A 22,072-nucleotide genomic window follows, 5' to 3' on the forward strand; every position below is an offset into this window, starting at 1 on the left:
CCATGCAGGTCAACATGACGGTCAACGGCGAAGCAGTCAGCGCCGAGATCGAACCGCGGATGCTGCTGGTGCACTTCCTGCGCGACCAGTTGGGGCTGACCGGGACCCACTGGGGCTGCGACACGTCCAACTGCGGCACGTGTGTCGTCGATGTCGACGGCGAACCGGTGAAATCCTGCACCATGCTGGCGGCGATGGCCTCCGGGCATGCGATCCGCACGGTCGAGGGCATGGAGGTCGACGGCCATCTCGATCCGGTGCAGGAAGGGTTCATGCAGTGCCATGGACTGCAATGCGGGTTCTGCACTCCGGGCATGATGATCACCGCCCGCGCGCTGCTCGATCGCAACCCGGACCCGACCGAAGATGAGATCCGCGAGGCCATCTCGGGTCAGATCTGCCGCTGTACCGGCTACACCACGATCGTGCGATCCGTGCTGTGGGCCGCGCGGCACGCCCGTGAGGAGGCGAAGGCATGACGACGCTGGAGAACCCGGTCAGCCGACCCGAGGACACCGCAACCAACGACGCGAAACCCTGCGGTCACGGCCGGATGCTGCGCAAGGAGGACCCGCGATTCATCCGGGGCCGCGGCACCTACGTCGACGATGTCACGCTCCCCGGCATGCTGCACCTGGCCATTCTGCGCTCGCCGTACGCGCACGCCAGGATCGCCGGCATCGATGTGACTGCGGCGCAGGCACATCCGAAGGTCCATGCAGTGGTCACCGGTGCCGACCTGGCCGAGAAGGGCCTGGCCTGGATGCCGACGCTGTCCAACGACGTACAGGCCGTGCTGGCCACCGACAAGGTCCGCTTCCAGGGGCAGGAGGTGGCCTTCGTGGTCGCCGAGGATCGGTACTCGGCCCGGGATGCCCTGGAACTCATCGACGTCGACTACGACCCGCTGGACCCGGTGATCGACGCCCGTCACGCACTGGACGCGGACGCCCCGGTGATCCGCACCGACCTCGACGGCAAGGCGGACAATCACTGCTTCGACTGGCAGACCGGGGATGCCGCGGCCACCGACGCGGCCTTCGCCAAAGCCGATGTGGTGGTCAAACAGGAGATCGTCTACCCGCGTGTGCATCCCGCACCGATGGAAACCTGCGGTGCGGTCGCCGATCTGGATCCCGTGACCGGCAAGCTCACCCTGTGGTGCACTTCCCAGGCCCCGCATGCGCACCGCACCTTGTACGCGCTGGTCGCCGGCCTACCCGAGCACAAGATCCGGGTGATCTCGCCGGACATCGGTGGCGGGTTCGGTAACAAGGTGCCGATCTATCCCGGCTACGTCTGTGCCATCGTCGGGTCTCTGCTGCTGGGCAAGCCGGTCAAATGGATGGAGGACCGCAGCGAAAACCTCACCAGCACAGGGTTTGCGCGGGATTACATCATGGTCGGTGAGATCGCCGCGACCGCCGACGGCAAGATCCTGGCGATCCGGTCCAACGTGCTGGCCGACCACGGTGCCTTCAACGGCACCGCGGCCCCGGTGAAATACCCCGCGGGTTTCTTCGGCGTGTTCACCGGCAGCTATGACATCGAGGCGGCCTACTGCCACATGACCGCGGTGTACACCAACAAAGCACCCGGCGGCGTGGCCTATGCCTGCTCATTCCGCATCACCGAGGCGGTGTACTTCGTCGAGCGGCTGGTGGACTGCCTGGCCTATGAACTCAAGATGGATCCGGCGGAGCTGCGGCTGCGAAACCTGTTGAAACCCGAGCAGTTCCCGTACAAATCCAAGACCGGTTGGGTGTACGACTCCGGCGAGTACGAGAAGACGATGCGGCTCGCGATGGAGATGATCGGTTACGAGGGCCTGCGCGCCGAACAACGGGAGAAGCGCGAGCGTGGAGAACTCATGGGCATCGGCATGTCGTTCTTCACCGAGGCCGTGGGCGCCGGCCCGCGCAAGGACATGGACATCCTCGGTCTCGGCATGGCCGACGGCTGCGAACTGCGGGTGCACCCGACCGGAAAAGCTGTGGTGCGGTTGAGTGTTCAGACCCAGGGACAGGGCCACGAGACGACCTTCGCCCAGATCGTGGCCGAGGAACTGGGGATCCCGCCCGAGGACATCGATGTCGTGCACGGCGATACCGACCAGACCCCGTTCGGCCTGGGCACCTACGGCAGCCGGTCGACACCGGTGTCGGGCGCGGCGGCCGCGCTCGTCGCGCGCAAGGTCCGTGACAAGGCCAAGATCATCGCGTCCGGGATGCTGGAGGCCTCGGTCGCCGACCTGGAATGGGACAAGGGGAGCTTCCACGTCAGGGGTGATCCGACGGCGTCGGTCACCATCGCCGACATCGCGATGCGCGCCCACGGTGCGGGCGATCTTCCGGAGGGGATCGAGGGCGGTCTGGACGCCCAGATCTGTTACAACCCGGAGAATCTCACCTACCCGTACGGGGCGTACTTCTGCGTCGTCGACGTCGACCCGGGTACCGCCGTGGTCAAGGTGCGCCGGTTCCTCGCGGTCGACGACTGCGGCACCCGGATCAATCCGATGATCATCGAGGGGCAGGTGCACGGCGGTCTGGTCGACGGCATCGGTATGGCCTTGATGGAGATGATCGCCTTCGACGAAGACGGCAACTGCCTGGGCGGATCGTTGATGGACTACCTCATCCCCACCGCGATGGAGGTGCCGCACTTCGAGACCGGGCACACCGTCACCCCGTCGCCGCACCACCCGATCGGAGCCAAGGGCATCGGTGAGTCCGCGACGGTGGGCTCACCGCCTGCCGTGGTGAATGCCGTGGTGGATGCGTTGGCGCCGTTCGGGGTTCGGCACGCAGACATGCCGCTGACCCCGTCGCGGGTGTGGGAAGCCATGCAGGGCCGGGCCAGGCCGCCCATCTAGATGGAGTGCAGATGACTCTGAGCGAGCGCGTCGCGCAACTTCGCCGGGCACGAACGCCATTCGTGCATGCGACGGTGGTGCGCGCGCAGCAGCCCACCTCGGTACATCCCGGGGATGAGGCGATCCTGTTGGCCGACGGCACAATCGAGGGGTTCGTCGGCGGACATTGCGCTCAGAACTCGGTCCGCAAGGCAGCGCTGGGGGCGCTGCAGGTGGGCGAGAGTGTACTTCTGCGCGTGTTACCCGACGGCGATGTGCATTTCCCAGAGGCCCCGGGTGCCTGCGTGGTCGTCAATCCCTGTCTGTCCGGCGGCGCGTTGGAGATCTTCCTGGCGCCCGAGGTGCCCGCGCCGCTGGTACAGATCTTCGGTGGCACACCGATCGCCGACGCCATGGCCGAGCTGTGCGCGATCCTCGGCTATGAGGTGCGGCGGCTCGACGATCCCGGCTCCGACCCCGGGGATGCCACCGCCGTCGTGGTCGCCAGTCTCGGTGGCCCCGAAGGCGAGGTGATCCGGGCCGCGCTGGACGCCGGGGTCGGCTACATCGGGCTGGTCGCCAGCCGGATACGCGGGGCGTCCATCCTGGACGGACTGGAATTGACGGAAGCCGAACGTGCCAGGGTGCACACCCCGGTCGGCCTGGCGATCGGCGCGAAAACCCCGGCCGAGATCGCTGTTTCGATCGTCGCCGAGGTCATCGAAGGCATCAGGGTCGGCGGGCTCCGCGGCGCATGAACACTGACCCGGTCTTCTCCTGCGTCGAGGATGTGGTGCGGCGGTTCGACGCCAGCGATTACCTGCTCGGTGAAGGCACCGCGACAGCCATCTATCTCGCCGTGACGATGGGACGCCCGCTGTTGCTGGAGGGCGAGCCGGGCGTAGGCAAGACCACCGCGGCCAAAACGCTGGCGGCCGTGTTGGATACCCCACTGGTCAGGCTGCAGTGTTACGAAGGGCTGACCACGAGCGAGGCCCTCTACGACTGGAACTACCAGCGCCAGCTGCTGTCCATCCGGTTGGCCGAAGCTCGCGGCGGCGAACAACTCGACGAGGCACACCTCTACACCGAGGCCTACCTCATGGACCGGCCGATCCTGCAGTGCGTGCGGCACCGCGGACCGCGGCCGCCGGTGCTGCTGGTCGACGAGATCGACCGGGCCGACGACGAATTCGAGGCGCTACTGCTGGAGTTCCTCGGCGAGGCGGCGGTCACCGTGCCCGAGTTGGGTACCTTCGTCGCCGAGCGACCGCCCATCGTGGTGCTGACGTCGAACCGCAGTCGCGATCTGCACGATGCGTTGCGCCGTCGCTGCCTCTACCACTGGATCGAATACCCGCAACGCGCCCACGCCGTCGCGATCGTCCGCCGCACGGTGCCCGGTGCCACCGACCCGCTCATCGAGCGGGCTGCCCAATTCGTCGGCACGGCAAGGGATCTCGACCTCGACAAGCCGCCCGGTATCGCCGAGATCATCGACTGGGTGGCCGCCCTGGTGACATTGGGAGTCGGTGACCTGGTGGACCCCGCCGCATTGGAGACCCTCGGGGCCCTGGCCAAGACCCCCGACGACACGGGACTGCTCCGTGACGCACTGCTGGAATTGAGAGGAAGCGCCCTATGAAGATCGCCAACGAGTTCACCGTCAGCGTGCCCGTCGACGAGGCCTGGGACCTGCTCACCGACCTCGAGCAGGTGGTCCCCCTGATGCCGGGCGCACAGCTGACCGGTCACGAGGGCGAGGACACCTTGGGCAAGGTGAAGATCAAGGTCGGCCCGGTCACCAGTGAGTTCACCGGCAAGGTCCACTTCGTCGAGCAGAACCGCGACGAGCATCGGGCCGTCATCGATGCGTTGGGCAAGGAAGCGCGGGGTACCGGCAATGCCGCCGCCACCGTGACCGCCCGGTTGCACGACGCGGGGCAGGCCACCCGCGTCACCGTCGACACCGACCTCAAGGTCGTGGGCAAGCTCGCGCAGTTCGGTAGCGGCATGCTGCAGGACGTTTCGGAGAAACTGCTGGGCCAGTTCGTCGAGTCGCTGGAGGCCAAGCTCGCCGGCCAGAAAGCTCCGGTGAAGCCCGCCGACACGCCCGTAGCGGCCGCCACTCCCGAACCCCAGCCGATCGATCTGCTGGATCTGGCCGGCGGCAGCGCACTCAAGCGGTATGGCCCGCGAGTCGCCGGTGCCTTTCTCCTGGCGGCCCTGGTGTTCACGATCGGTCGTCTGCGGATGGCCAGGCACGCTCGCCGGTGACGTCGTCCCTGCTACGCGGGGTCGACCTGGCGGCGTTCGCCGTCGCGCTGGTCGACCGGCTGCGCGCGGGCGGGGTGACGGTGTCCGCCGTCGGTCCCTCGACCCTGGTCCAGGCGATGCACGAGCTGGTGCCCGCCGCGCGGTCTCGGCTGTACTGGGCGGCGCGGCTCGCACTCGTCACCCGTGTCGAGGATCTGCCTGCCTTTGACGCCGTGTTCGACGCGGTTTTCGCCGACGCCGTGGTCGGCCTGGATCCGCCGGGTCTCAAGCGGTCGGCGTTGTCGTCGACGGTGCCCGCCCAGAACCCGAGGCCTGAGGACGGCGAGGCCATCGACGGCGACGACGAATTGCCGTGGACGACCAGGCCCGCGTCCGTCGCCGCGGCGACCGGGGCGCCGGAGGGCAGTGCATTGCCCGACCTGATGCCCAGCTGGATGGCCGCGCGGGCTGACGAACCGTTCGATCGGTTCGACACCGACGAACTGCGACGGATCGGAGCCTGGCTGGAAAGCGCGGAAGCCCGCTGGCCGCACCGCCGTACGCTGCGGCGGCGCCGTCACCCGGCCGGCCGGCGCGTCGACCTCAGGGAAACCATCAGGGCCTCCCGGACCACCGGTTGGGAGCCGTTGCGGGTGGCCAGGACACTGGCCCGACTCCGCCCCCGGCGGGTGGTGCTGGTGTGCGACGTCAGCGGATCGATGCAGCCGTATGCCGCGGTGTATCTGCATCTGATGCGCGCGGCGGCGGTCCACCGGCGGACCCGACCCGAAGTGTTCGCGTTCGCGACCACGCTCACCCGGCTCACCGCCGTGCTGTCGCACCGGTCTGCCGAGGTGTCGTTGGCCCGGGCCAACGAGAAGGTGGCCGACCGCTATGGCGGTACGCGCCTGGCCCGGTCGATCCGTGCGTTGTTGAGCGGTCCGCACGGTCATGCGTTGCGCGGTGCCGTGGTGGTGATCGCCTCCGACGGCTGGGATTCGGACCCGCCCGAACTACTGCGGCGCGAGATGGTCCGGTTGCGCCGGCGGGCACACCTGGTGGTGTGGCTCAACCCGCGGGCGGCGGCACCGGGATATGCGCCCCTGGCCGGGTCGATGGCGGCAGCCTTGCCGCTGTGCGATCACTTTCTACCGGCACACACACTCACCGGCTTGCGGGAGGTGTTCGATGTGCTCGGTGGTTAGACCTGCTCGGCGGACTTCTTCGCGGCGCGGCGGCGCTTGAACCACTCGATGAACATCGGTGCCACCGAGGCGACGACGATCAGGATGAAGATCGGCTCCAGCAGCTTCTGGATGATCTCGAACTGGCCCAGCCAGTAGCCGAGCAGCACGAGGCCGACGCCCCACACGATCGCGCCCAGGACGTTGAACGTCGTGAACACCGAATAACGCATCTTGGCGGCGCCGGCAACGATGGGTGCCAGGGTCCGCACGATCGGCACGAAACGGGCGATGACGATCGCGAACGGACCGCGCTGCTCGAAGAAGGCGTGGGCCTCGTCGAGGTACTTCTGCTTCAGAATCCGGGCGTCGGGCTTGAACATCTCGACACCGATGAACCGGCCGATGAAGTAGCCGACCTGGCCGCCGAGGATCGCCGCCACCGGGATGAACACCAGCAGCTGCCAGAGTTCGAAGTTGGCGTTGACCGCCGTTCCCTGGGCGGCAGTGCCTGCCGCGAGCATGCCCGCGACGAACAGCAACGAGTCACCCGGCAGGACTGGGAACAACACCCCGGACTCGACGAAGACGACGACCAGGATGCCCACCAGGGCCCAGGTGCCGAAGGATCCGATGAGGTGCACCGGATCCATGAAATCCGGCATGAGCGCCAGATTGGTCGTAGCCTCAGGGAGGGCGATGTCGATCACGACTCCCTAGGGTACCTGGGTCCCACCACCGGTCTTCACCTGCGACAACCCGCGACAAGATAGAAGGACAAGCCATGCCGATCGCCACGCCTGAGGTCTATGCCGAGATGCTGGGCCGGGCCAAGGAGCACTCCTTCGCATTCCCGGCCATCAACTGCACGTCGTCGGAAACGATCAACGCCGCCATCAAGGGTTTCGCCGACGCGGGCAGCGACGGCATCATCCAGTTCTCGACCGGTGGGGCCGAGTTCGGCTCCGGGCTCGGCGTCAAGGACATGGTGACGGGCGCCGTCGCGCTGGCGGAGTTCGCCCACGTGATCGCCGACAAGTACCCGATCACGGTGGCCCTGCACACCGATCACTGTCCGAAGGACAAGCTGGACACGTATGTACGGCCGTTGCTGGCCATCTCCGCCGAGCGGGTCGCCGCCGGCCGCAATCCGTTGTTCCAGTCGCACATGTGGGACGGCTCGGCTGTCCCGATCGACGAGAACCTGACCATCGCCCAGGAGCTGCTGAAGCTCGCGGCGGCGGCCAAGATCATCCTCGAGGTCGAGATCGGCGTGGTCGGCGGTGAAGAGGACGGCGTCGAGGCCGAGATCAACGAGAAGCTCTACACCTCCTCGGAGGACTTCGAGAAGACCATAGACGCGCTCGGCGCCGGTGAGCAGGGGGCGTACCTGCTGGCCGCGACGTTCGGCAACGTGCACGGCGTGTACAAGCCCGGCAACGTGGTGCTCAAGCCCGACGTGCTGGCCGAGGGGCAGCGGGTGGCCGCCGCCAAGCTCGGATTGCCCAGTGATGCAAAGCCTTTCGACTTCGTCTTCCATGGCGGGTCGGGTTCGCTGAAGTCCGAGATCGAAGATTCCCTCAAATACGGCGTGGTGAAGATGAACGTCGACACCGACACCCAGTACGCCTTCACCCGTCCGCTGGCCGCGCACATGTTCACCAACTACGACGGGGTGCTCAAGGTCGACGGCGAGGTCGGCAACAAGAAGGTGTACGACCCGCGCAGCTACCTGAAAAAGGCCGAGGCGTCGATGTCCGAGCGCGTCATCGAGGCCTGCAACGACCTGCACAGCGCCGGGCGTAGCGTCACCGGCGGTTAGGTGGCCAGTCGGAGCCAGAGCTTGCGTCCGCGCGGCGTCACCCGATCAGGTCAACCGGTGGGCGCCTGGCAGATCTTCCACTGATTGTCGCGGAACTGGAGGTCGAAGCTGCGGGTGGATCGCGTTTGCGGGGCAAAGGCCATGAAGCTGGTGACGTTGGCTTCGGCGTGGTCGCCGTTGACGACCACCTGGTCGATGCTGGCCACCACGGGGTACTGCTTGGCGGCCTCCACCCGGGCGTGGGTTTCATCCCAGGCCTTCTGGTCGTATTTGACGTAGTTGTCGCGGGTGGTGCCGCAGGTGATCGACCGCAGGGCGGCCAGGTCGCCGCGCTGGATGGCTGAGTCGAAGTTCTGGATCGTCGTGCGGACGTCGTCGTCCTGGGAGGCGGCCGTCGACGATGTGCGGGTCAGCAGGACGGTGCCGAGTACTGCGATGGCTACCAGGGCCGCGATCACCAATATGACTGCGACCACCCACCCCCAGCTGCGGCGGGCAGCGGGCTGTGGCTCCTGATCTGGATCTTCGCGCGGCGGAATGACTTGTGGGGCAGCACCTTTAGGCGCCTCGGCGGCGACGGTATCGCCCTCGTCGGGCGGCGCGAAGATCTCGGTCTCCGGGTCGGGAGGGGTGTCGATCTTCTGCGTGGACCCGTCGAATCCGGACGGTGCGGTGAATCGTCGCTCTTCGTTGAGGTGCACTTCCCCGGTGACTTCGTCGGCTGAGCCGAAAATCTCGGTGGCCGGTTCGGTCACCTCGGACATGTTCGGCAACTCGACCTTCTCGGTCGGTGTGTCGCTGTGGTCGGTGCGGTCCTCGTCAGGTCCCGTTGGGTTCGACATCCCTGGTGCGGTCCTCCCCGTACGTCGGTACCGGTGGAGCTTATCGGTCGGTGCACAATAGGCCCATGACACGGATGGGTGATTTGTTGGGGCCGGAACCGGTCTTCCTTCCAGGGGACCCTGAGGCCGAGGACGAATTGGCTGCGGGGGAGAAGGCGGCCGTGGTGGCCGCCGCCCACCCGTCGGCGTCGATCGCCTGGGCGGTACTGGCCGAGAAGGCGCTCGCCGATGACAAGGCCGTCACCGCATACGCGTACGCCCGCACCGGTTATCACCGCGGGCTGGATCAGTTGCGCCGCAACGGCTGGAAGGGGTTCGGCCCGGTGCCGTTCGCCCATGAGCCGAACCAGGGATTCCTGCGGTGCGTGGCCTCGCTGGCCCGGGCCGCCGACGACATCGGCGAGACCGACGAGTTCCAGCGGTGCCTGGATCTGCTCGACGACTGCGATCCGTTGGCGCGGGCCGAGCTCGGCCTGGCCTGAGCCTCAGTCCTTCGCCTCGCACGAGCAGTCGTCTGCTGATTCGGGCGGTTCCACCTGCACGGTGGCGTGAGCCAGGCCCCGGGCGTTGAGTACCGCGCGTGCGTCGTCGAGCACTCGGACGGCGTCGGCATTGCTGGTCAAGTGCGCGGTGACCATGTCCTTCCCGGGGACCAGTGTCCACACGTGCAGATCGTGCACCTCGGTCACACCGTCCACCGATTCGAGCGCAGCTCGGAGTTCCTCGACGTCGATGTGCTGCGGAGAGGATTCGCTGAGAATCCGCAGCGCGGCGCGGGCCAACGCGATGGCCCGGGGCAGCACCCACAGGGCCACCAGGACCGCGACCACCACGTCGGCGTAGGGCCAGCCGGTGGTGACGGTGACGATGCCGGCGACCAGGACGCCGATGCTGCCGACGGTGTCGGCCACGACCTCCATGTAGGCGCCCTTGACGGCCAGGCTGTCCTTGGAGTGCGACCGCAGCATCATCACGACGACGGCGTTGGCGGCCAGGCCCGCCAGGGCCACGACGATCATGGGCACGCCGGGAACGTCGGGAGCATCGCCGAGGCGTTCGAAGGCCTCGTAGAGGATGAAGCCCGCCACGCCCAGCAGGAGGGCGGCATTGGCCACGGCGGTGAAAACCTCTGCTCGGTGCCAGCCGTAGGTGCGGGCCGGCGATGAGCTACCGCGCTTCGCCAGCAGTACCGCGGTCAATCCCATGAACATGGCGACCAGGTCGGTCAGCATGTGGCCGGCGTCGGCGAGCAGTGCGATCGAGTTGATCAGCAGTGCGGTGACCAGCTCGAGGACGAAGAACGCGCTGAGGATCACCGCGGCGAGGATCATCCTGCTGACGCGGGTATCGCTGCTGTGGCTGTGATCGTGGCCGGCACCCATGCCCCGAAATATATGCGGAAATACGCATATGTGGCAAGTGGCGAGGCCACCGTCGGCGACGAAGCGTCAGAGCCAGGCGGACCAGAACCGGGTCAGCGCGCTGCCCCACGACACCAGTTGGCTCGGTACTCCCGAGAGGTCGACGAACCAGAAGACCACCGAGAAGAACCAGCGGTTGAGCGTGGGCGTGAACAGCAGGACCATCAGGATGAGGAAACCCCACTGCTTTGCGGGCGCCACCGCTCGTTGGGTGTCGGGGCTCAGGTGTGGTTCCAGTGCGCCGTAGCCGTCCAGCCCGGGGATCGGCAGCAGGTTCAGTACGAGCGCGGTGACCTGCAGAAATCCCAGGAAGGCCAGCCCGGACCAGAAGACCGCGTGGGCCGAGTCGAAGAAGATCCGGGTGACGGCCAGCAGGATCACCGCCAGTACCAGGTTCGCGGCCGGGCCGGCCAGGCTGACCAGGGTTTTCTGTCGGGCCGTCATCCACGAGGTGCGGACGTAGACGGCCCCGCCGGGCAAACCGATGCCGCCCAGCGCGATAAACAGCGCCGGCAACCCCAGCGACAGCAGCGGATGCGAGTACTTGAGCGGGTTCAGCGTCAGATACCCGCGTACCGCGACGTCGTGGTCACCGAACCGCCATGCGGTGAAGGCGTGGCCGAATTCATGCAGGCACAGGGACACCAACCAGCCCGCGATGACCAGGATGAAGACGCCGACGTAGGACAGCGTCGTGCGCTCCATCCCGGCGAGCCAGGCCAGCACTCCACCGGCCACGGTGAGCGCGACGACGGCCAGGAATACCGGGCTCGGCCGTACCGATTGATGCAGCGGGCGGATGTTCACGATTCGACGCTACCTGCAGTGTTGGTCGATCAGCCGACTCGCAGCCAACCCTCGGTGTGCCGGTAGAACGTCGAGCGCCGTACCGTCCGCGGCGCGGACACCCCGTCGCGGATCACCTGCGCACCCGGCGTGCCCAGCTGCGCGGCGCGTCCGGCAACCCAGCGCTGGGGCCGGCCACGGTCCGACAGCACGCTCGCGCGCAGGCCCGGCATGTCCAGCGTGGGCTCGACCCGGACGCCCGGTGCCTCGCCGTCGAACAGCACGACGTCGTCGACGATGGCTTCGCCCTGCAGCGGCGCACTGTCGGCCCCGTGCCATTGCGCCGCGCTTACCAGCACTGTTCCCGTCTCGTCGCGGATCAGTGGGACACGCCGGGCCGGGGCGCGAAGTGCGCGGCGCGCCGACCAACTGCCGGTGGCCGCCGCGACCTCGACGTCGAGCCGATCGGTGCGCAGCAGCGCGGTCAGAACGGCGGCCAGATCGGCTTCGCCGCCGGTCACGACCAGTCTGCGGTGCGTTCCGAGGTCGTCGACATCGACCCTCGGCAGGCCGCGGAGCGGGCGCGGAACACGCGCCGTGCCGACCACCGCAACCCCGTCGGAGGTGGTCAAAACTGCTCCTTGTGGTCAGACAAATGTGTTCCTGGCGTGAGCTGGGATAAGGTGACCTACCGGCTGCATCACATTAGTGCGGAAGATTAGGCGGGAGATTACGCCATGCCGGCAATCGTCCTCATCGGCGCCCAGTGGGGCGACGAGGGCAAAGGTAAAGCCACCGATCTGCTCGGTGGACGCGTGCAGTGGGTCGTTCGGTACCAGGGGGGTAACAACGCCGGGCATACCGTCGTCCTGCCCACAGGGGAGAACTTCGCACTGCACCTGATCCCCTCGGGCATCCTGACACCGGGGGTCACCAACGTCATCGGTAACGGCGTGGTGGTCGATCCGGGTGTGCTGCTCACCGAGCTCAAAGGGCTGGAAGATCGCGGCGTCGACACCTCGGGCCTGCTGATCTCCGCCGACGCGCATCTGCTGATGCCGTATCACGTCGCCATCGACAAGGTCGTGGAGCGATATGCGGGCAGCAAGAAGATCGGCACCACCGGACGCGGCATCGGTCCCTGCTACCAGGACAAGATCGCCCGCATCGGCATCCGCGTCGCCGACGTGCTCGATGAGCAGTTGCTGGCCGAAAAGATCGAGGGCGCACTGGAATTCAAGAACCAGGTGCTGGTCAAGATCTACAACCGCAAGGCGCTCGAACCGGCCGAGGTGGTCGAGAATCTGCTCGCCCAGGCCGAAGGCTTCAAACACCGCATCGCCGATTCCCGGCTGCTGCTGAATCAGGCGCTGGAAAGCGGCGAGACCGTGCTGCTGGAGGGGTCGCAGGGCACCCTGCTCGACGTCGACCACGGCACGTACCCGTTCGTCACCTCGTCGAATCCGACGGCCGGCGGCGCTGCGGTCGGTTCCGGGATCGGGCCGACGCGGATCACCACGGTGCTGGGAATCCTCAAGGCCTACACCACTCGTGTCGGGTCCGGTCCGTTCCCGACGGAGCTGTTCGACGAGCACGGCGCGTACCTGGCCAAGACCGGCGGCGAGGTCGGCGTGACCACCGGCCGGGCCCGGCGTTGCGGCTGGTTCGACGCGGTGATCGCGCGCTATGCGACCCGGGTCAACGGCATCACCGACTACTTCCTGACCAAGCTCGACGTGCTGTCCAGCCTGGAGACCGTGCCGGTGTGCGTCGGCTACAAGGTCGACGGCAAGCGCACCAACGAGATGCCCATGACGCAGTCCGACATTCACCGCGCCGAGCCGATCTACGAGGAGCTGCCCGGTTGGTGGGAGGACATCTCGGCCGCGCGTGAGTTCTCTGATCTGCCCGCCAAGGCGCAGGACTACGTGCTGCGGCTGGAAGAGCTTGCCGGCGCCCATGTTTCGTGCATCGGCGTGGGTCCGGGCCGCGAGCAGACGATCGTGCGACGTGACATCTTGGCCGCCAAGTGAGCGACGAACCATCGGTCTTCGAACAGCACGGCGGTTTCCCGGTTTTCGAAGCCGCCGACCCGGGTCCCGGATTCGGGCGGTTCCTGACCGCGATGCGTCGCGTCCAGGATCTCGCGGTATCGGCCGACCCTGACAGCGACACCTGGGACGACGCGGCCAACCGGGCCGAGGAACTCGTCAAACTGCTCGACCCGTACGAGGCGGCGGAGGGTGTGGGCCCGGCCAACCGGGTGCCGTCCCTGCCAGGTGCGGGCAGCTTGCTGATGGCGCCGTGGACCATGTCGAAGTTCGAGCCCGAGGGCGTCGAATTGCACGTGCAGTTCAGCCGGTTCCACGTCGGCGGCAACTACGCGGTGCACGGGGGTGTGCTGCCACTGCTCTTCGACTCGGTGTTCGGCATGGTGATCCACGCTGCGGGCCGGCCGATCAGCCGCACGGCTTTCCTGCATGTGGACTACCGCAAGGTGACGCCCATCGACACCAAGCTGACTGCGCGCGGCTGGGTGCGTGAGTCCGAGGGGCGCAAGGCATTTGTGAATGCCGAACTCCGCGACCCCGACGAGAATCTGCTCGCCGAGGCCCACGGCCTGATGATCAGATTGCTGCCCGGCCAGCCCTGAGCCGTGTCACGATGACGCGGTGGTTCAACAACACTTGCACCGCTTGTCTACGCCGCGGGCGGCTGCGTTGGCGGGGGTTTTGTTCGCCGTGCTGTTCGGGGTGGCCCTCGTGTTGATCCGCACCGCATTGCCAGAGGGGGCCGAGCCCGGCTCGCAATGGGTCGACGGCGCGACGACCCGACTGCGGGTGGCGTCGGTGTTGATGCCGTTCGCCGGTATCGCGTTTCTATGGTTCATCGGCGTGGTGCGCGACGGCTTCGGCCGCTATGAGGACCGATTCTTCTCGTCGGTGTTCCTGGGCAGCGGAATCCTGTTCTTGGCGATGATGTTCGTTTCATCAGCCGTCGGTGCCGGATTGATCGCCAGCCGGGCGGGGATTACCGACGCCACCGCCTACAGCCACGTCGCCACGTTCGGGCAGATGGTGTTGATGGCGCTGAGTAAGACCTACGGCGTCCGGATGGCGGCGGTGTTCATGATGTCGCTGGCGACGATCTGGTTGAAGACGGGTCTGATGCCACGTCCGCTGGTGTACACGACTTACCTTGTCGCACTGGGCCTTCTGATCGCCGGCGATGTCAGCATGTGGATCGTTCTGGCGTTCCCGCTCTGGGTGCTTGCCGTCAGTGTGCTGATCCTGATCCGGGCCGGGGTGATCCACCTGCACGGCGAGCGAGAGCATCCCGCACAGCCCGAGGGGTGATCGCCCACGGTTGTCGGTGTGATGTCTCAGGACATCGGTGTCGGCTGTGGGTTCCTTGGGCGGGTCCCTGGGGGTCGGCCGTTGCCGACGTAGGTGATGCCGGGTTCGGGACTGGTGTGCTCGGCGAGGACCTCGCCCCGACCGATGCCCTAGAGATAACAGCCCTCGCGTGTCGGTGGGTGGTGGCATACTCGAACGTATGTTCGATACCGATTCCGATGCGGAGCTGATCGACAGGATCAGTGCCGGTGCACGGGCGGAGTCGGTGGCGATCGCGGGCCGGTTGGCGGCGATCGGGGCGTTGGACTCCCTGCGCGAACAGGAGCTGGCCGAGTCCATTTTGTGGCGGACTGATCCGTTCGAGGAGGTCGCCGCGGAGGTGTCGGCGGCGTTGCGGATCAGTCGGGGGCGGGCCGGGACTCAGGTTCATCATGCTCGGGTGTTGCGGGACAAGCTGCCCCAGGTGGCGGCGCGGTTCGCGGTTGGGGATATCGATTATCGGGTGGTGTGCACGATCATTGCCCGCACCGGCATCGTGGACCAAGCGGTGTGGGCCGGGTTGGATGCGGAGTTGGCGGCGCGGGCGCATCGGTGGATGCGGTTCTCGCAGCGGCAGTTGCGGGATCGGGTGGATCAGTGGATCGCCAAGCTGGACCCGAATGGGGTGCGGGTGCCCCCGGATGTGGCTGAGGAACGGTTCGTGCAGATCGAGGCGGGCAGCCCCGGCAAGGCGACGGTGTGGGCCAACCTGGATGCCGTCGACGGGGCAGCGTTGGATCAACGCCTCAACGCCCTGGCGGCGACAGTGTGCGAGCACGATCCGCGTACCCATGAGCAGCGCCGCGCGGATGCGGTGGGGCCGTTGGCCCGGTTGGAAGCCCAACTGCCGTGCCGGTGTGGGTTACCGGACTGCCCGGCCGCGCAGAAGCGGGCCGCGGCCGATGCGGCGGTGGTTCATGTGCTGGCCGACCGGGCCACCGTCGATGGCACCTCGGATGATCCGGGATATCTACCGGGGCACGGGATCCTGCCCGCCGAGTCGGTGCGCGACCTCGCGGCCACGGCGAAGATCAAGCCGCTGCACGTGCCTGCCGAACCCGCCGAGCCAACCGAACCCGGCGAGGCCGCCTCCGAGCCCGAGCCACCCCAACCCACCGACTCCGATGGGTCTGAACCCGGCTATCGCCCTTCGGTGGCGCTCTCGGAGTTCATCCGCTGGCGCGATCTGACGTGTCGCTTCCCTGGCTGCGATGCCCCCGTCGAGCGCTGCGACATCGACCACACGATGCCCTATCCGCTGGGGCCCACGCATCCGTCGAACAACAAGCTCTACTGCCGCGCCCACCACTTGGTCAAGACGTTCTGCGCGGGCTGGTCGGACCGTCAATTGCCCGATGGCACCGTCGAATTCACCGCACCGACGGGGCACACCTACGTCACCGAACCCCACGGCGCCGGCATGTTCCCGACCCTGGCACAACCCACCGGGGAGCTGAACCTTCCCGAACCGCCGGCCCACCACCCGAACCGGGGCGCGAGGATGCCGACCCGCCGCCAAACCCGCGAGCAGGACCGCCGAGACCGGATCAACGCCGAACGACGGCTACGCGCCGAACTCAACAACGACCTCGAAATCGAACGCGAATACCAAGCCTGGCTCGCCGAAGAATATGGACCACCGCCACCGTTTTGACGGGTACCGCCCGATTTCACTCCCCGGTGAGCTTCAATGCCGACGCGGGGCACAGCTTGACGGCCTGGCGCGCCTGGTCGATCTGATCGTCAGGAACTTCGTCGACGAGGACTTCGACCACGCCGTCCTCGCCCTGGTCGAAGATGACATCGGAGATCATCACGCAGTTGCCCGATGCGATGCAGGCGTCTTGATCTGCTTCTACTTTCATGGCAATCACCACGTTACCGCCAACGATTTCAACCCGTAGATGAAGTGAAAAGAACGGTACTGCACCGCATCGAACGGTTCCGCGAGCGTAAGGGCAGGGAATCGCCGCAGTAGGGCCGGGAAGCCGATCCGCATCTCCATGCGGGCCAGCGGGGCCCCGAGGCAATGGTGCACGCCATGGCCGAAGGCCAGATGTCCGGGTGCGCCGCGGCGGATGTCGAGCACGTCAGGGCTGTCGATGAAGTCGGGGTCCCGGTTGCCTGCGGGCAGTGAGGCAAAGACCAACTCGCCCGCGCCAATCCGTACCCCGGCCACCTCGACGTCGGTGGTGGTGAAGCGGGGGATGGCGTTCTGCACGATGGACAGCCAGCGAAGGAGTTCCTCGACGGCGGGGCCGACGGCATCCGGGTCGTCGCGCACCGCGGCCAGCTGTTCGGGGTGGCGCAGCAGTGCCAGGGCACCCAGGCCCAGCATGTTCGACGTCGTCTCGTGCCCGGCGAGCAACAGCAGCCCGGCGATGCCGACGAGTTCGTCGTCGGACAACTCGGCGCCGTGGTCACGGATCAGCATGCCCAGGATGTCCTCGCCCGGATCCTGGCGGGCCCGCCGAACGAGGCCGCGCATGTAATCACGGCTCTGCTGTTGCAGCGCAAGGCGTTCCGCGATGGGCAGCGACAGGTCGAGCTGGAGCGTCGAGCGGTGCTGGAAGTCGTCACGGTCCTCGTAGGGGACCCCGAGCAGTTCGCAGATCACCAGCGAGGGGATGGGGAGCGCAAAGTCGGCCACCAGATCCGATGGTGGGCCGGCCACGGCCATCGCATCGAGCCGGGCGTCGACGATCTCGATGATCCGAGGCTCGAGCCGCTTCATCCGACGGATGGTGAACTCGGCCGTCAGCATGCGGCGCAACCGTTGATGCTCGGGTGGGTCGAGGCCCAGCAGGTTGCCGGCCCGTGCGCTGGCCAGCTCCTCCTCGGACATCTCGGGCGCCCCGGGCAGGGTGAAACCAGGCGGCCTGCTGTTGGAGAACCGTTCGTGGTCACTGAGTACCGCCTTGACGTCCTCGTGGCGGGTGATCAGGTGCACCGGGTTGCCGAGCGCGCTGGTGACGGTGCGTACCCCGTCGTTCTCGCGGATCTCGCTCAGATCGGACGTCGGGTCGAAGGCGTTGCGCCGCATGTGCAGCGGCGGCAGGGTGACCGGCTCAGTCATGCTTCGACGCTACGCGCGCCCGAGGAAGTCCCTGATCAGCGTATTGGCGAGGGCGGGATTCTCCAGGGCGGCCAAGTGTGCGACGCCGTCGAGAACTACGAACTCGGCGCCGGGGATGGAATCGGCCATGGCCTTGGTCTCGGCGAGGGGGAACGTCGCGTCCTCGGCGCCGGCGACCACGAGCACCGGGGTTTGCACCTGTGAGAGCAGGGCCCGCTGATCCGGGCGTCGCGGCACGACGCTTCGCACCGCCCATGCGCTCGAGTCGATGTCGACCCGGTGCGCGGTGTCGCCGACGAATGCGACGACTTCTGGGCGTACCCGCATCGATGTCGGTCCCAGGAACGCCTTGAGTACCGACCGGGTGAGGGGGCCGCGGATGCCGTTGAGCACTTTTGCCGCGCGGAGCAGCAGCCCGTACTCGAACCGTTGACGCCGGCCGGCAGCCGACGCCGTGCAGTTCATCAGCACGGCCCGGCCGATACGGCTCGGGTACAGCGCCGCGAATGTCCCGCCGATCATTCCGCCCCACGAGTTGCCGACGAAATGCGTGCGTTCGACCCCCACGCCGTCGAGGATGTCGGCGACGGTATCTGCGCAGTCGGTGAAACTGAATGGCGCGGTCAGCTTTTCGCTGCCGCCGTGGCCGGGTGGGTCGACCACGATGACCCGGTGGGTGGTGCCGAACTCGGCTGCCTGCGCGGCCCACATGTCGCCCGTCATCAACAGGCTCGGCCAGAACAGGATCGCCTCACCCTGACCGGTGACCTGAACCCGGAGCCGGCCGAGCTTGGTCGGCAGCGTCAACTCCTCCACGTGCGACATGGTAGGCAGTCCTAGCGCTCGGCGTTCAGGCCCGGCCACCAGATCCGCGGGCCGATCAACGTGAACAGCGCCGGGATGATCACCGTGCGCACCACGAACGTGTCGAGCAGGATGCCCAGTCCGACGATGATGCCCAGCTGCGTCAGCACGATCAGCGGCAGTACGCCCAGCACGCAGAACACCGCCGCCAGCACCACACCGGCACTGGTGATCACCGCGCCGGTGGCCGACACCGCGCGCACGATGCCTTGGCGTGTGCCGTATTCCGGGGTCTCCTCACGGGCCCGCGTCACCAGGAAGATGGTGTAGTCCACACCGAGGGCCACCAGGAACAGGAACGCGAACAGTGGGGTGCTGTTGTCCAGGGCCGGGAAGCCGAACACATGCACGCTGGCCCAGCCGCCCAAGCCGAGTGCGGCCAGCGCGCTGAGCACGGTGACCCCGACCAGCACCAGTGGTGCGAACGCCGAGCGCAGCAGCAGGTAGAGCACTGCCAGAACCACCGCCAGGATCGCCGGGATCACCACGAGCCGGTCGCGCTTGGCCGCCGCGGCGGTGTCCCTGGCCTGGGCGTCGGACCCGCCCACGACCGCGTCCCGGTCCGCGGAACGGACCGAATCACGCAGGGCGTCAATGGTTTCGAACGCTTCATCGGAGGCGGGTTCGGCCTTGAGCACCACGGACCACTGTGTCAGCCCGGTCGGCGACTGACCCGCGGGGGTGGCGGAGACGACGCCGGGAGTGTCGGTGATCGCCCGCTGCACCGCACCTGCGTTGGCGGTGGCGGCGATGACGCGGGTGGGGTCGGTCAGGCCGCTCGGGAAATGTGCGGCCAGTGTCCGGTATCCGGTCACCGATTCGGCCTGTACCCGGAACTGCTCGGTCTGGGTCAGCCCGATCGGCGTGGCCAGCAGGGCGGTACACAGCACGGCGAGGCCGGCCAGCGAGGCCACCGCGACGCGGGCGGGCTTGCGCGCCACGGAGTCCGCAATCCGGTGCCAGACACCGCTTTCCGTCAGCGGCGTGGCACCGACCTTGGGGATGAACGGCCAGAACAACCGCTTGCCGCACAGGGCGAGCAGCGGCGGCAACACGACAAGGACGAAGACCGCGGCGACCACCAGGCCCGATGCAGCCTGCACGCCGAGGCTGCGGTTGCTGGGTGCGGAGGCGAGTAACAGGGTCAGCAGGGCCAGCACCACGGTGGCGTTGCTCGCGACGATCGCCGGGGCGGCGGCGCGCACCGCAACCACCAGGGCTTCGCGGTGTCGTTCGGTGCGCCCGAGCTCCTCCCGGTACCGCGAAATCAACAGCAACGCATAGTTGGTGCCCGCACCGAACACGAGCACGCTTGTGATGCCCGATGTCGAACCGTCCGGGCTGAGGCCGAATCCGGAGGCCACCGCGGTGCCGACGACGGCGCCGACGCGGTCGGCGAAAGCGATCACCAGCAGCGGCACCAGCCACAGCACCGGCGAGCGGTAGGTGATGATGAGCAGCAGCGCCACCACGGTCGCGGTCACCGCGAGCAATGTGATGTTCGCTCCGGCAAACGAATTGGCGATGTCGGCACCGAACGCCGGGCCGCCGGTGATCTCGGCCCGCAGCCCGGGCGGCAAGCCGTCGGTAGCGGTCGCGCGCAGATCCTTCACCGCGTCGTTGAGACCGAAACCCGACAGGTCGGCCTTCAACGGCACGGTGGCCACCGCGGCCTTGCCGTCGTCGGCGACCACCACGGGCGGTCCGGGCGCATCGGTCATCCGGTGGCGCGCATCGGCGGTGGCGTCGACGTCGGCCATGGTGAGCTCACCGCCGTCGGTGCGGGTCACCACCAGGATCGCCGGAACCTGATCGCCGCCGGGGAAATCGGCCCGCAGGGCGTCGGCCCGGGCCGATTCGGCGTCGGACGGAACGGCGACCGGCGACTGCGAGGCGGCGTCGCCTCCGCTCAGCAGGCCCAGCAGTCCGCCGGAGACGACCACGACCAGTACAGCCAGCCACGCCAAACGTCTAATCACGGTTCAGTGTCGCCTCTTCCAGATCGAGACCGCGCAGCACGGTGCGCAGCACCTCATCGTCGATGTGCCCGGCATCGCGCTCGGCGATGAACGTCTGCCGTTCGGCGGCAAGCATTTCCAACCGTAATCGGCGGAAGGCCGAGGCGGGGCTCTCCCCGATGTCGTCTTCGCCGCGGCCCAGGCGTTCCCAGGCGGCATTGCGGCGCCGGGTGTTCCATGCCCGCAGGATCTCGCCGGCGCGTTCGGGTACGTCACTGCCGGGGGTCTGTTCGGAGAGCAGTTCGTCGAGGCGGTCCGCGGCGGCCCTGGCAGCCCGGTCCTGTGCGGCCGCGGTGGCGATCGCGTCGGCATGCTCTTCGTTGCCCTGCACCCCGAGCACCCTGATGAACCACGGCAGCGTCAGACCGTGCAGCAACAGCGTGCCGACCACGACGACGAAGGTCAGGAACACCAACTGCGGGCGGCCGGGGAACGGGTCACCGGACAGGGTCGTGGCCGGGACGGCGAACGCCGCGGCGAGCGAGACGACCCCGCGCATGCCCGCCCAGGCCAGGATGAACACCTGCCCCGGGGTCGGGCGCGGTTCGCGGGCGCGCACCTTCTTGGACAACAGCCGCGGCAGATAGGCGAAGCAGTACACCCAGATGATCCGCACCATGATCACCGACGTGAGTACCGCCGCCGACGAGATCGCCAGGGTGGCCGCCGAGATCCCGGTGAGTTCGCCGATCACCTTGGGTAGTTGCAGCCCGATCAGGAAGAAGGCGAACGACTCGAGCACCAACTGCAATGCCTTCCACACCGCGGAGTCCTGCAGCCGGGTCGCATAGCCGGCGTCGGTCTCGCGCTGTCCCAGCAGCAATGCCGCCACCACCACCGCGATCACCCCGGAGCCGTGCACTTCTTCGGCGACGAGGTAGATCGTGAACGGTGCCACCAGGCCGATGGCGCTCTCCACCAGCGGATCGTCGAGCCGGGTGCGGATGAAGTGCACCATCATGCCCAGCGTGACGCCCACCACGACGCCGCCGGCCGCGGCCAGGGCGAAGGTGCCAAGCCCGCCCTTCCAGGTGGCCGATGCGCCTATCGCGGCGGCCAGGGCCACCTTGTAGGCGGTGAGCGCGGTGGCGTCGTTGAGCAGGCTCTCGCCGCCGAGCAGCGTCATGATGCGGCGCGGCAGCCCGAGCCGGCGGCCGACAGCCGTCGCCGACACGGCGTCGGGCGGCGCCACGATGGCGCCCAGGGTGAGTGCGGCGGCGATCGTGAGCTCGGGCACGGTGTGGAACGCCACGATGCCGACGACCAGCGTCGTGGCCAACGGCAGACCCACCGCCAGTAGCCCGATCGTCCTGATGTTCTTGCGCATCGCCAGGTAGCTGCTCTCCAGCCCCGCCGACCACAGCAGCGGCGGCAGGATCACGAAGAGCACCAGGTCGGGGTCCAGGTGGACATCGTGGAAGCCGGGCAGCGCGCTGCCGGCGAGGCCGGCGACCACCAGCGCCAACGGCGCCGAGACGTCGAAGCGGCGGGCCACGGCGGCCAGCAGGACAGCGGCCACCAGCGCCGCCAGGAGTGAGGCACCCACGTTGTCGT

At 67.6% G+C, this 22,072-nt stretch carries 22 protein-coding genes; 12 read left to right on the forward strand and 10 right to left on the reverse strand.

Annotated elements, in window-relative coordinates; genetic code table 11:
• Positions 1-2: 2 nt before the first annotated feature.
• The 6 genes from ACZYZ7_RS09895 to ACZYZ7_RS09920 are packed head-to-tail and all read left to right on the forward strand — an operon-like array spanning position 3 to position 6,315.
• Positions 3-479: a (2Fe-2S)-binding protein gene (locus ACZYZ7_RS09895; RefSeq protein WP_135452070.1), complete on the forward strand. Its 477-nt coding sequence runs from the start codon at positions 3-5 to the stop codon at positions 477-479.
• Positions 476-2,875, forward strand: coding sequence for an aerobic carbon-monoxide dehydrogenase large subunit (locus ACZYZ7_RS09900; protein WP_463740811.1), 2,400 nt, complete (start codon positions 476-478; stop codon positions 2,873-2,875). The genes ACZYZ7_RS09895 and ACZYZ7_RS09900 overlap by 4 nt, the downstream gene beginning before the upstream one ends.
• An 11-nt stretch (positions 2,876-2,886) precedes the next feature.
• Positions 2,887-3,612, forward strand: coding sequence for an XdhC family protein (locus tag ACZYZ7_RS09905; RefSeq protein ID WP_463740812.1), 726 nt, complete (start codon positions 2,887-2,889; stop codon positions 3,610-3,612).
• Positions 3,609-4,499 carry an AAA family ATPase gene (locus tag ACZYZ7_RS09910; RefSeq protein WP_463740813.1) on the forward strand — a complete coding sequence of 297 codons (891 nt, stop codon included), beginning with the start codon at positions 3,609-3,611 and terminating at the stop codon, positions 4,497-4,499. Before ACZYZ7_RS09905 ends, ACZYZ7_RS09910 begins: the two co-directional genes overlap by 4 nt.
• Positions 4,496-5,131: an SRPBCC family protein gene (locus ACZYZ7_RS09915; RefSeq protein ID WP_135452078.1), complete on the forward strand. Its 636-nt coding sequence runs from the start codon at positions 4,496-4,498 to the stop codon at positions 5,129-5,131. The genes ACZYZ7_RS09910 and ACZYZ7_RS09915 overlap by 4 nt, the downstream gene beginning before the upstream one ends.
• Complete coding sequence (locus tag ACZYZ7_RS09920) at positions 5,128-6,315, forward strand: vWA domain-containing protein (RefSeq protein WP_463740814.1); 1,188 nt, start codon at positions 5,128-5,130, stop codon at positions 6,313-6,315. Before ACZYZ7_RS09915 ends, ACZYZ7_RS09920 begins: the two co-directional genes overlap by 4 nt.
• Here the strand turns inward: ACZYZ7_RS09920 and ACZYZ7_RS09925 are convergent.
• A complete protein-coding gene (locus tag ACZYZ7_RS09925) occupies positions 6,312-7,004 on the reverse strand; it encodes a DedA family protein (protein WP_135452082.1) in 693 nt (230 codons plus the stop codon). The two genes, ACZYZ7_RS09920 and ACZYZ7_RS09925, sit on opposite strands and share 4 nt — an antisense overlap.
• Before the next feature lie 74 nt (positions 7,005-7,078).
• Between ACZYZ7_RS09925 and fbaA the strand changes: the two genes are divergently transcribed.
• Complete coding sequence (gene fbaA, locus ACZYZ7_RS09930) at positions 7,079-8,116, forward strand: class II fructose-bisphosphate aldolase (RefSeq protein ID WP_135452084.1); 1,038 nt, start codon at positions 7,079-7,081, stop codon at positions 8,114-8,116.
• Positions 8,117-8,166: 50 nt separating this feature from the next.
• On the opposite strand, the gene ACZYZ7_RS09935 is transcribed toward fbaA, so the two are convergent.
• Positions 8,167-8,958, reverse strand: coding sequence for an Rv0361 family membrane protein (locus ACZYZ7_RS09935; RefSeq protein WP_450069329.1), 792 nt, complete (start codon positions 8,956-8,958; stop codon positions 8,167-8,169).
• 65 nt (positions 8,959-9,023) lie between these two features.
• Here ACZYZ7_RS09935 and ACZYZ7_RS09940 point away from each other — a divergent pair, with 65 nt between their 5' ends.
• On the forward strand, positions 9,024-9,440 hold the full coding sequence (locus ACZYZ7_RS09940; RefSeq protein WP_450069328.1) for a DUF3151 domain-containing protein: 417 nt from the start codon (positions 9,024-9,026) through the stop codon (positions 9,438-9,440).
• A gap of 3 nt (positions 9,441-9,443) precedes the next feature.
• On the opposite strand, the gene ACZYZ7_RS09945 is transcribed toward ACZYZ7_RS09940, so the two are convergent.
• The 3 genes from ACZYZ7_RS09945 to ACZYZ7_RS09955 form a co-directional block, all read right to left on the reverse strand.
• On the reverse strand, positions 9,444-10,340 hold the full coding sequence (locus ACZYZ7_RS09945; RefSeq protein ID WP_135452088.1) for a cation diffusion facilitator family transporter: 897 nt from the start codon (positions 10,338-10,340) through the stop codon (positions 9,444-9,446).
• 66 nt (positions 10,341-10,406) lie between these two features.
• Positions 10,407-11,186, reverse strand: a complete 780-nt coding sequence (locus ACZYZ7_RS09950) for a site-2 protease family protein (protein ID WP_450069327.1) — start codon at positions 11,184-11,186, stop codon at positions 10,407-10,409.
• 29 nt (positions 11,187-11,215) lie between these two features.
• Positions 11,216-11,797, reverse strand: coding sequence for a hypothetical protein (locus ACZYZ7_RS09955; protein ID WP_135452092.1), 582 nt, complete (start codon positions 11,795-11,797; stop codon positions 11,216-11,218).
• Between the two features lie 105 nt (positions 11,798-11,902).
• Between ACZYZ7_RS09955 and ACZYZ7_RS09960 the strand changes: the two genes are divergently transcribed.
• The 4 genes from ACZYZ7_RS09960 to ACZYZ7_RS09975 all read left to right on the forward strand — a co-directional run bounded on the left by ACZYZ7_RS09960 (position 11,903) and on the right by ACZYZ7_RS09975 (position 16,214).
• Positions 11,903-13,198: an adenylosuccinate synthase gene (locus ACZYZ7_RS09960; RefSeq protein WP_135452093.1), complete on the forward strand. Its 1,296-nt coding sequence runs from the start codon at positions 11,903-11,905 to the stop codon at positions 13,196-13,198.
• Positions 13,195-13,818 carry a PaaI family thioesterase gene (locus ACZYZ7_RS09965; protein WP_450069326.1) on the forward strand — a complete coding sequence of 208 codons (624 nt, stop codon included), beginning with the start codon at positions 13,195-13,197 and terminating at the stop codon, positions 13,816-13,818. Before ACZYZ7_RS09960 ends, ACZYZ7_RS09965 begins: the two co-directional genes overlap by 4 nt.
• 43 nt (positions 13,819-13,861) lie before the next feature.
• On the forward strand, positions 13,862-14,521 hold the full coding sequence (locus ACZYZ7_RS09970) for a hypothetical protein (protein WP_450069325.1): 660 nt from the start codon (positions 13,862-13,864) through the stop codon (positions 14,519-14,521).
• 199 nt (positions 14,522-14,720) lie between these two features.
• Positions 14,721-16,214, forward strand: coding sequence for an HNH endonuclease signature motif containing protein (locus tag ACZYZ7_RS09975; RefSeq protein ID WP_450069324.1), 1,494 nt, complete (start codon positions 14,721-14,723; stop codon positions 16,212-16,214).
• Positions 16,215-16,230: 16 nt separating this feature from the next.
• On the opposite strand, the gene ACZYZ7_RS09980 is transcribed toward ACZYZ7_RS09975, so the two are convergent.
• From ACZYZ7_RS09980 to ACZYZ7_RS10000, 5 genes are read right to left on the reverse strand one after another with little or no spacing between them, the layout of a single operon-like run.
• On the reverse strand, positions 16,231-16,425 hold the full coding sequence (locus ACZYZ7_RS09980; protein ID WP_450069323.1) for a ferredoxin: 195 nt from the start codon (positions 16,423-16,425) through the stop codon (positions 16,231-16,233).
• Positions 16,426-16,430: 5 nt separating this feature from the next.
• Positions 16,431-17,636, reverse strand: a complete 1,206-nt coding sequence (locus ACZYZ7_RS09985; protein WP_463740815.1) for a cytochrome P450 — start codon at positions 17,634-17,636, stop codon at positions 16,431-16,433.
• Positions 17,637-17,645: 9 nt separating this feature from the next.
• Positions 17,646-18,461 carry an alpha/beta fold hydrolase gene (locus ACZYZ7_RS09990; protein WP_463740816.1) on the reverse strand — a complete coding sequence of 272 codons (816 nt, stop codon included), beginning with the start codon at positions 18,459-18,461 and terminating at the stop codon, positions 17,646-17,648.
• Between the two features lie 11 nt (positions 18,462-18,472).
• Positions 18,473-20,479: an MMPL family transporter gene (locus ACZYZ7_RS09995; RefSeq protein WP_463740817.1), complete on the reverse strand. Its 2,007-nt coding sequence runs from the start codon at positions 20,477-20,479 to the stop codon at positions 18,473-18,475.
• Positions 20,472-22,064 carry a Na+/H+ antiporter gene (locus ACZYZ7_RS10000; RefSeq protein WP_463740818.1) on the reverse strand — a complete coding sequence of 531 codons (1,593 nt, stop codon included), beginning with the start codon at positions 22,062-22,064 and terminating at the stop codon, positions 20,472-20,474. The genes ACZYZ7_RS09995 and ACZYZ7_RS10000 overlap by 8 nt, the downstream gene beginning before the upstream one ends.
• Positions 22,065-22,072 lie beyond the last annotated feature (8 nt).

The organism is Mycobacterium sp. IDUB_17, from assembly GCF_055419465.1.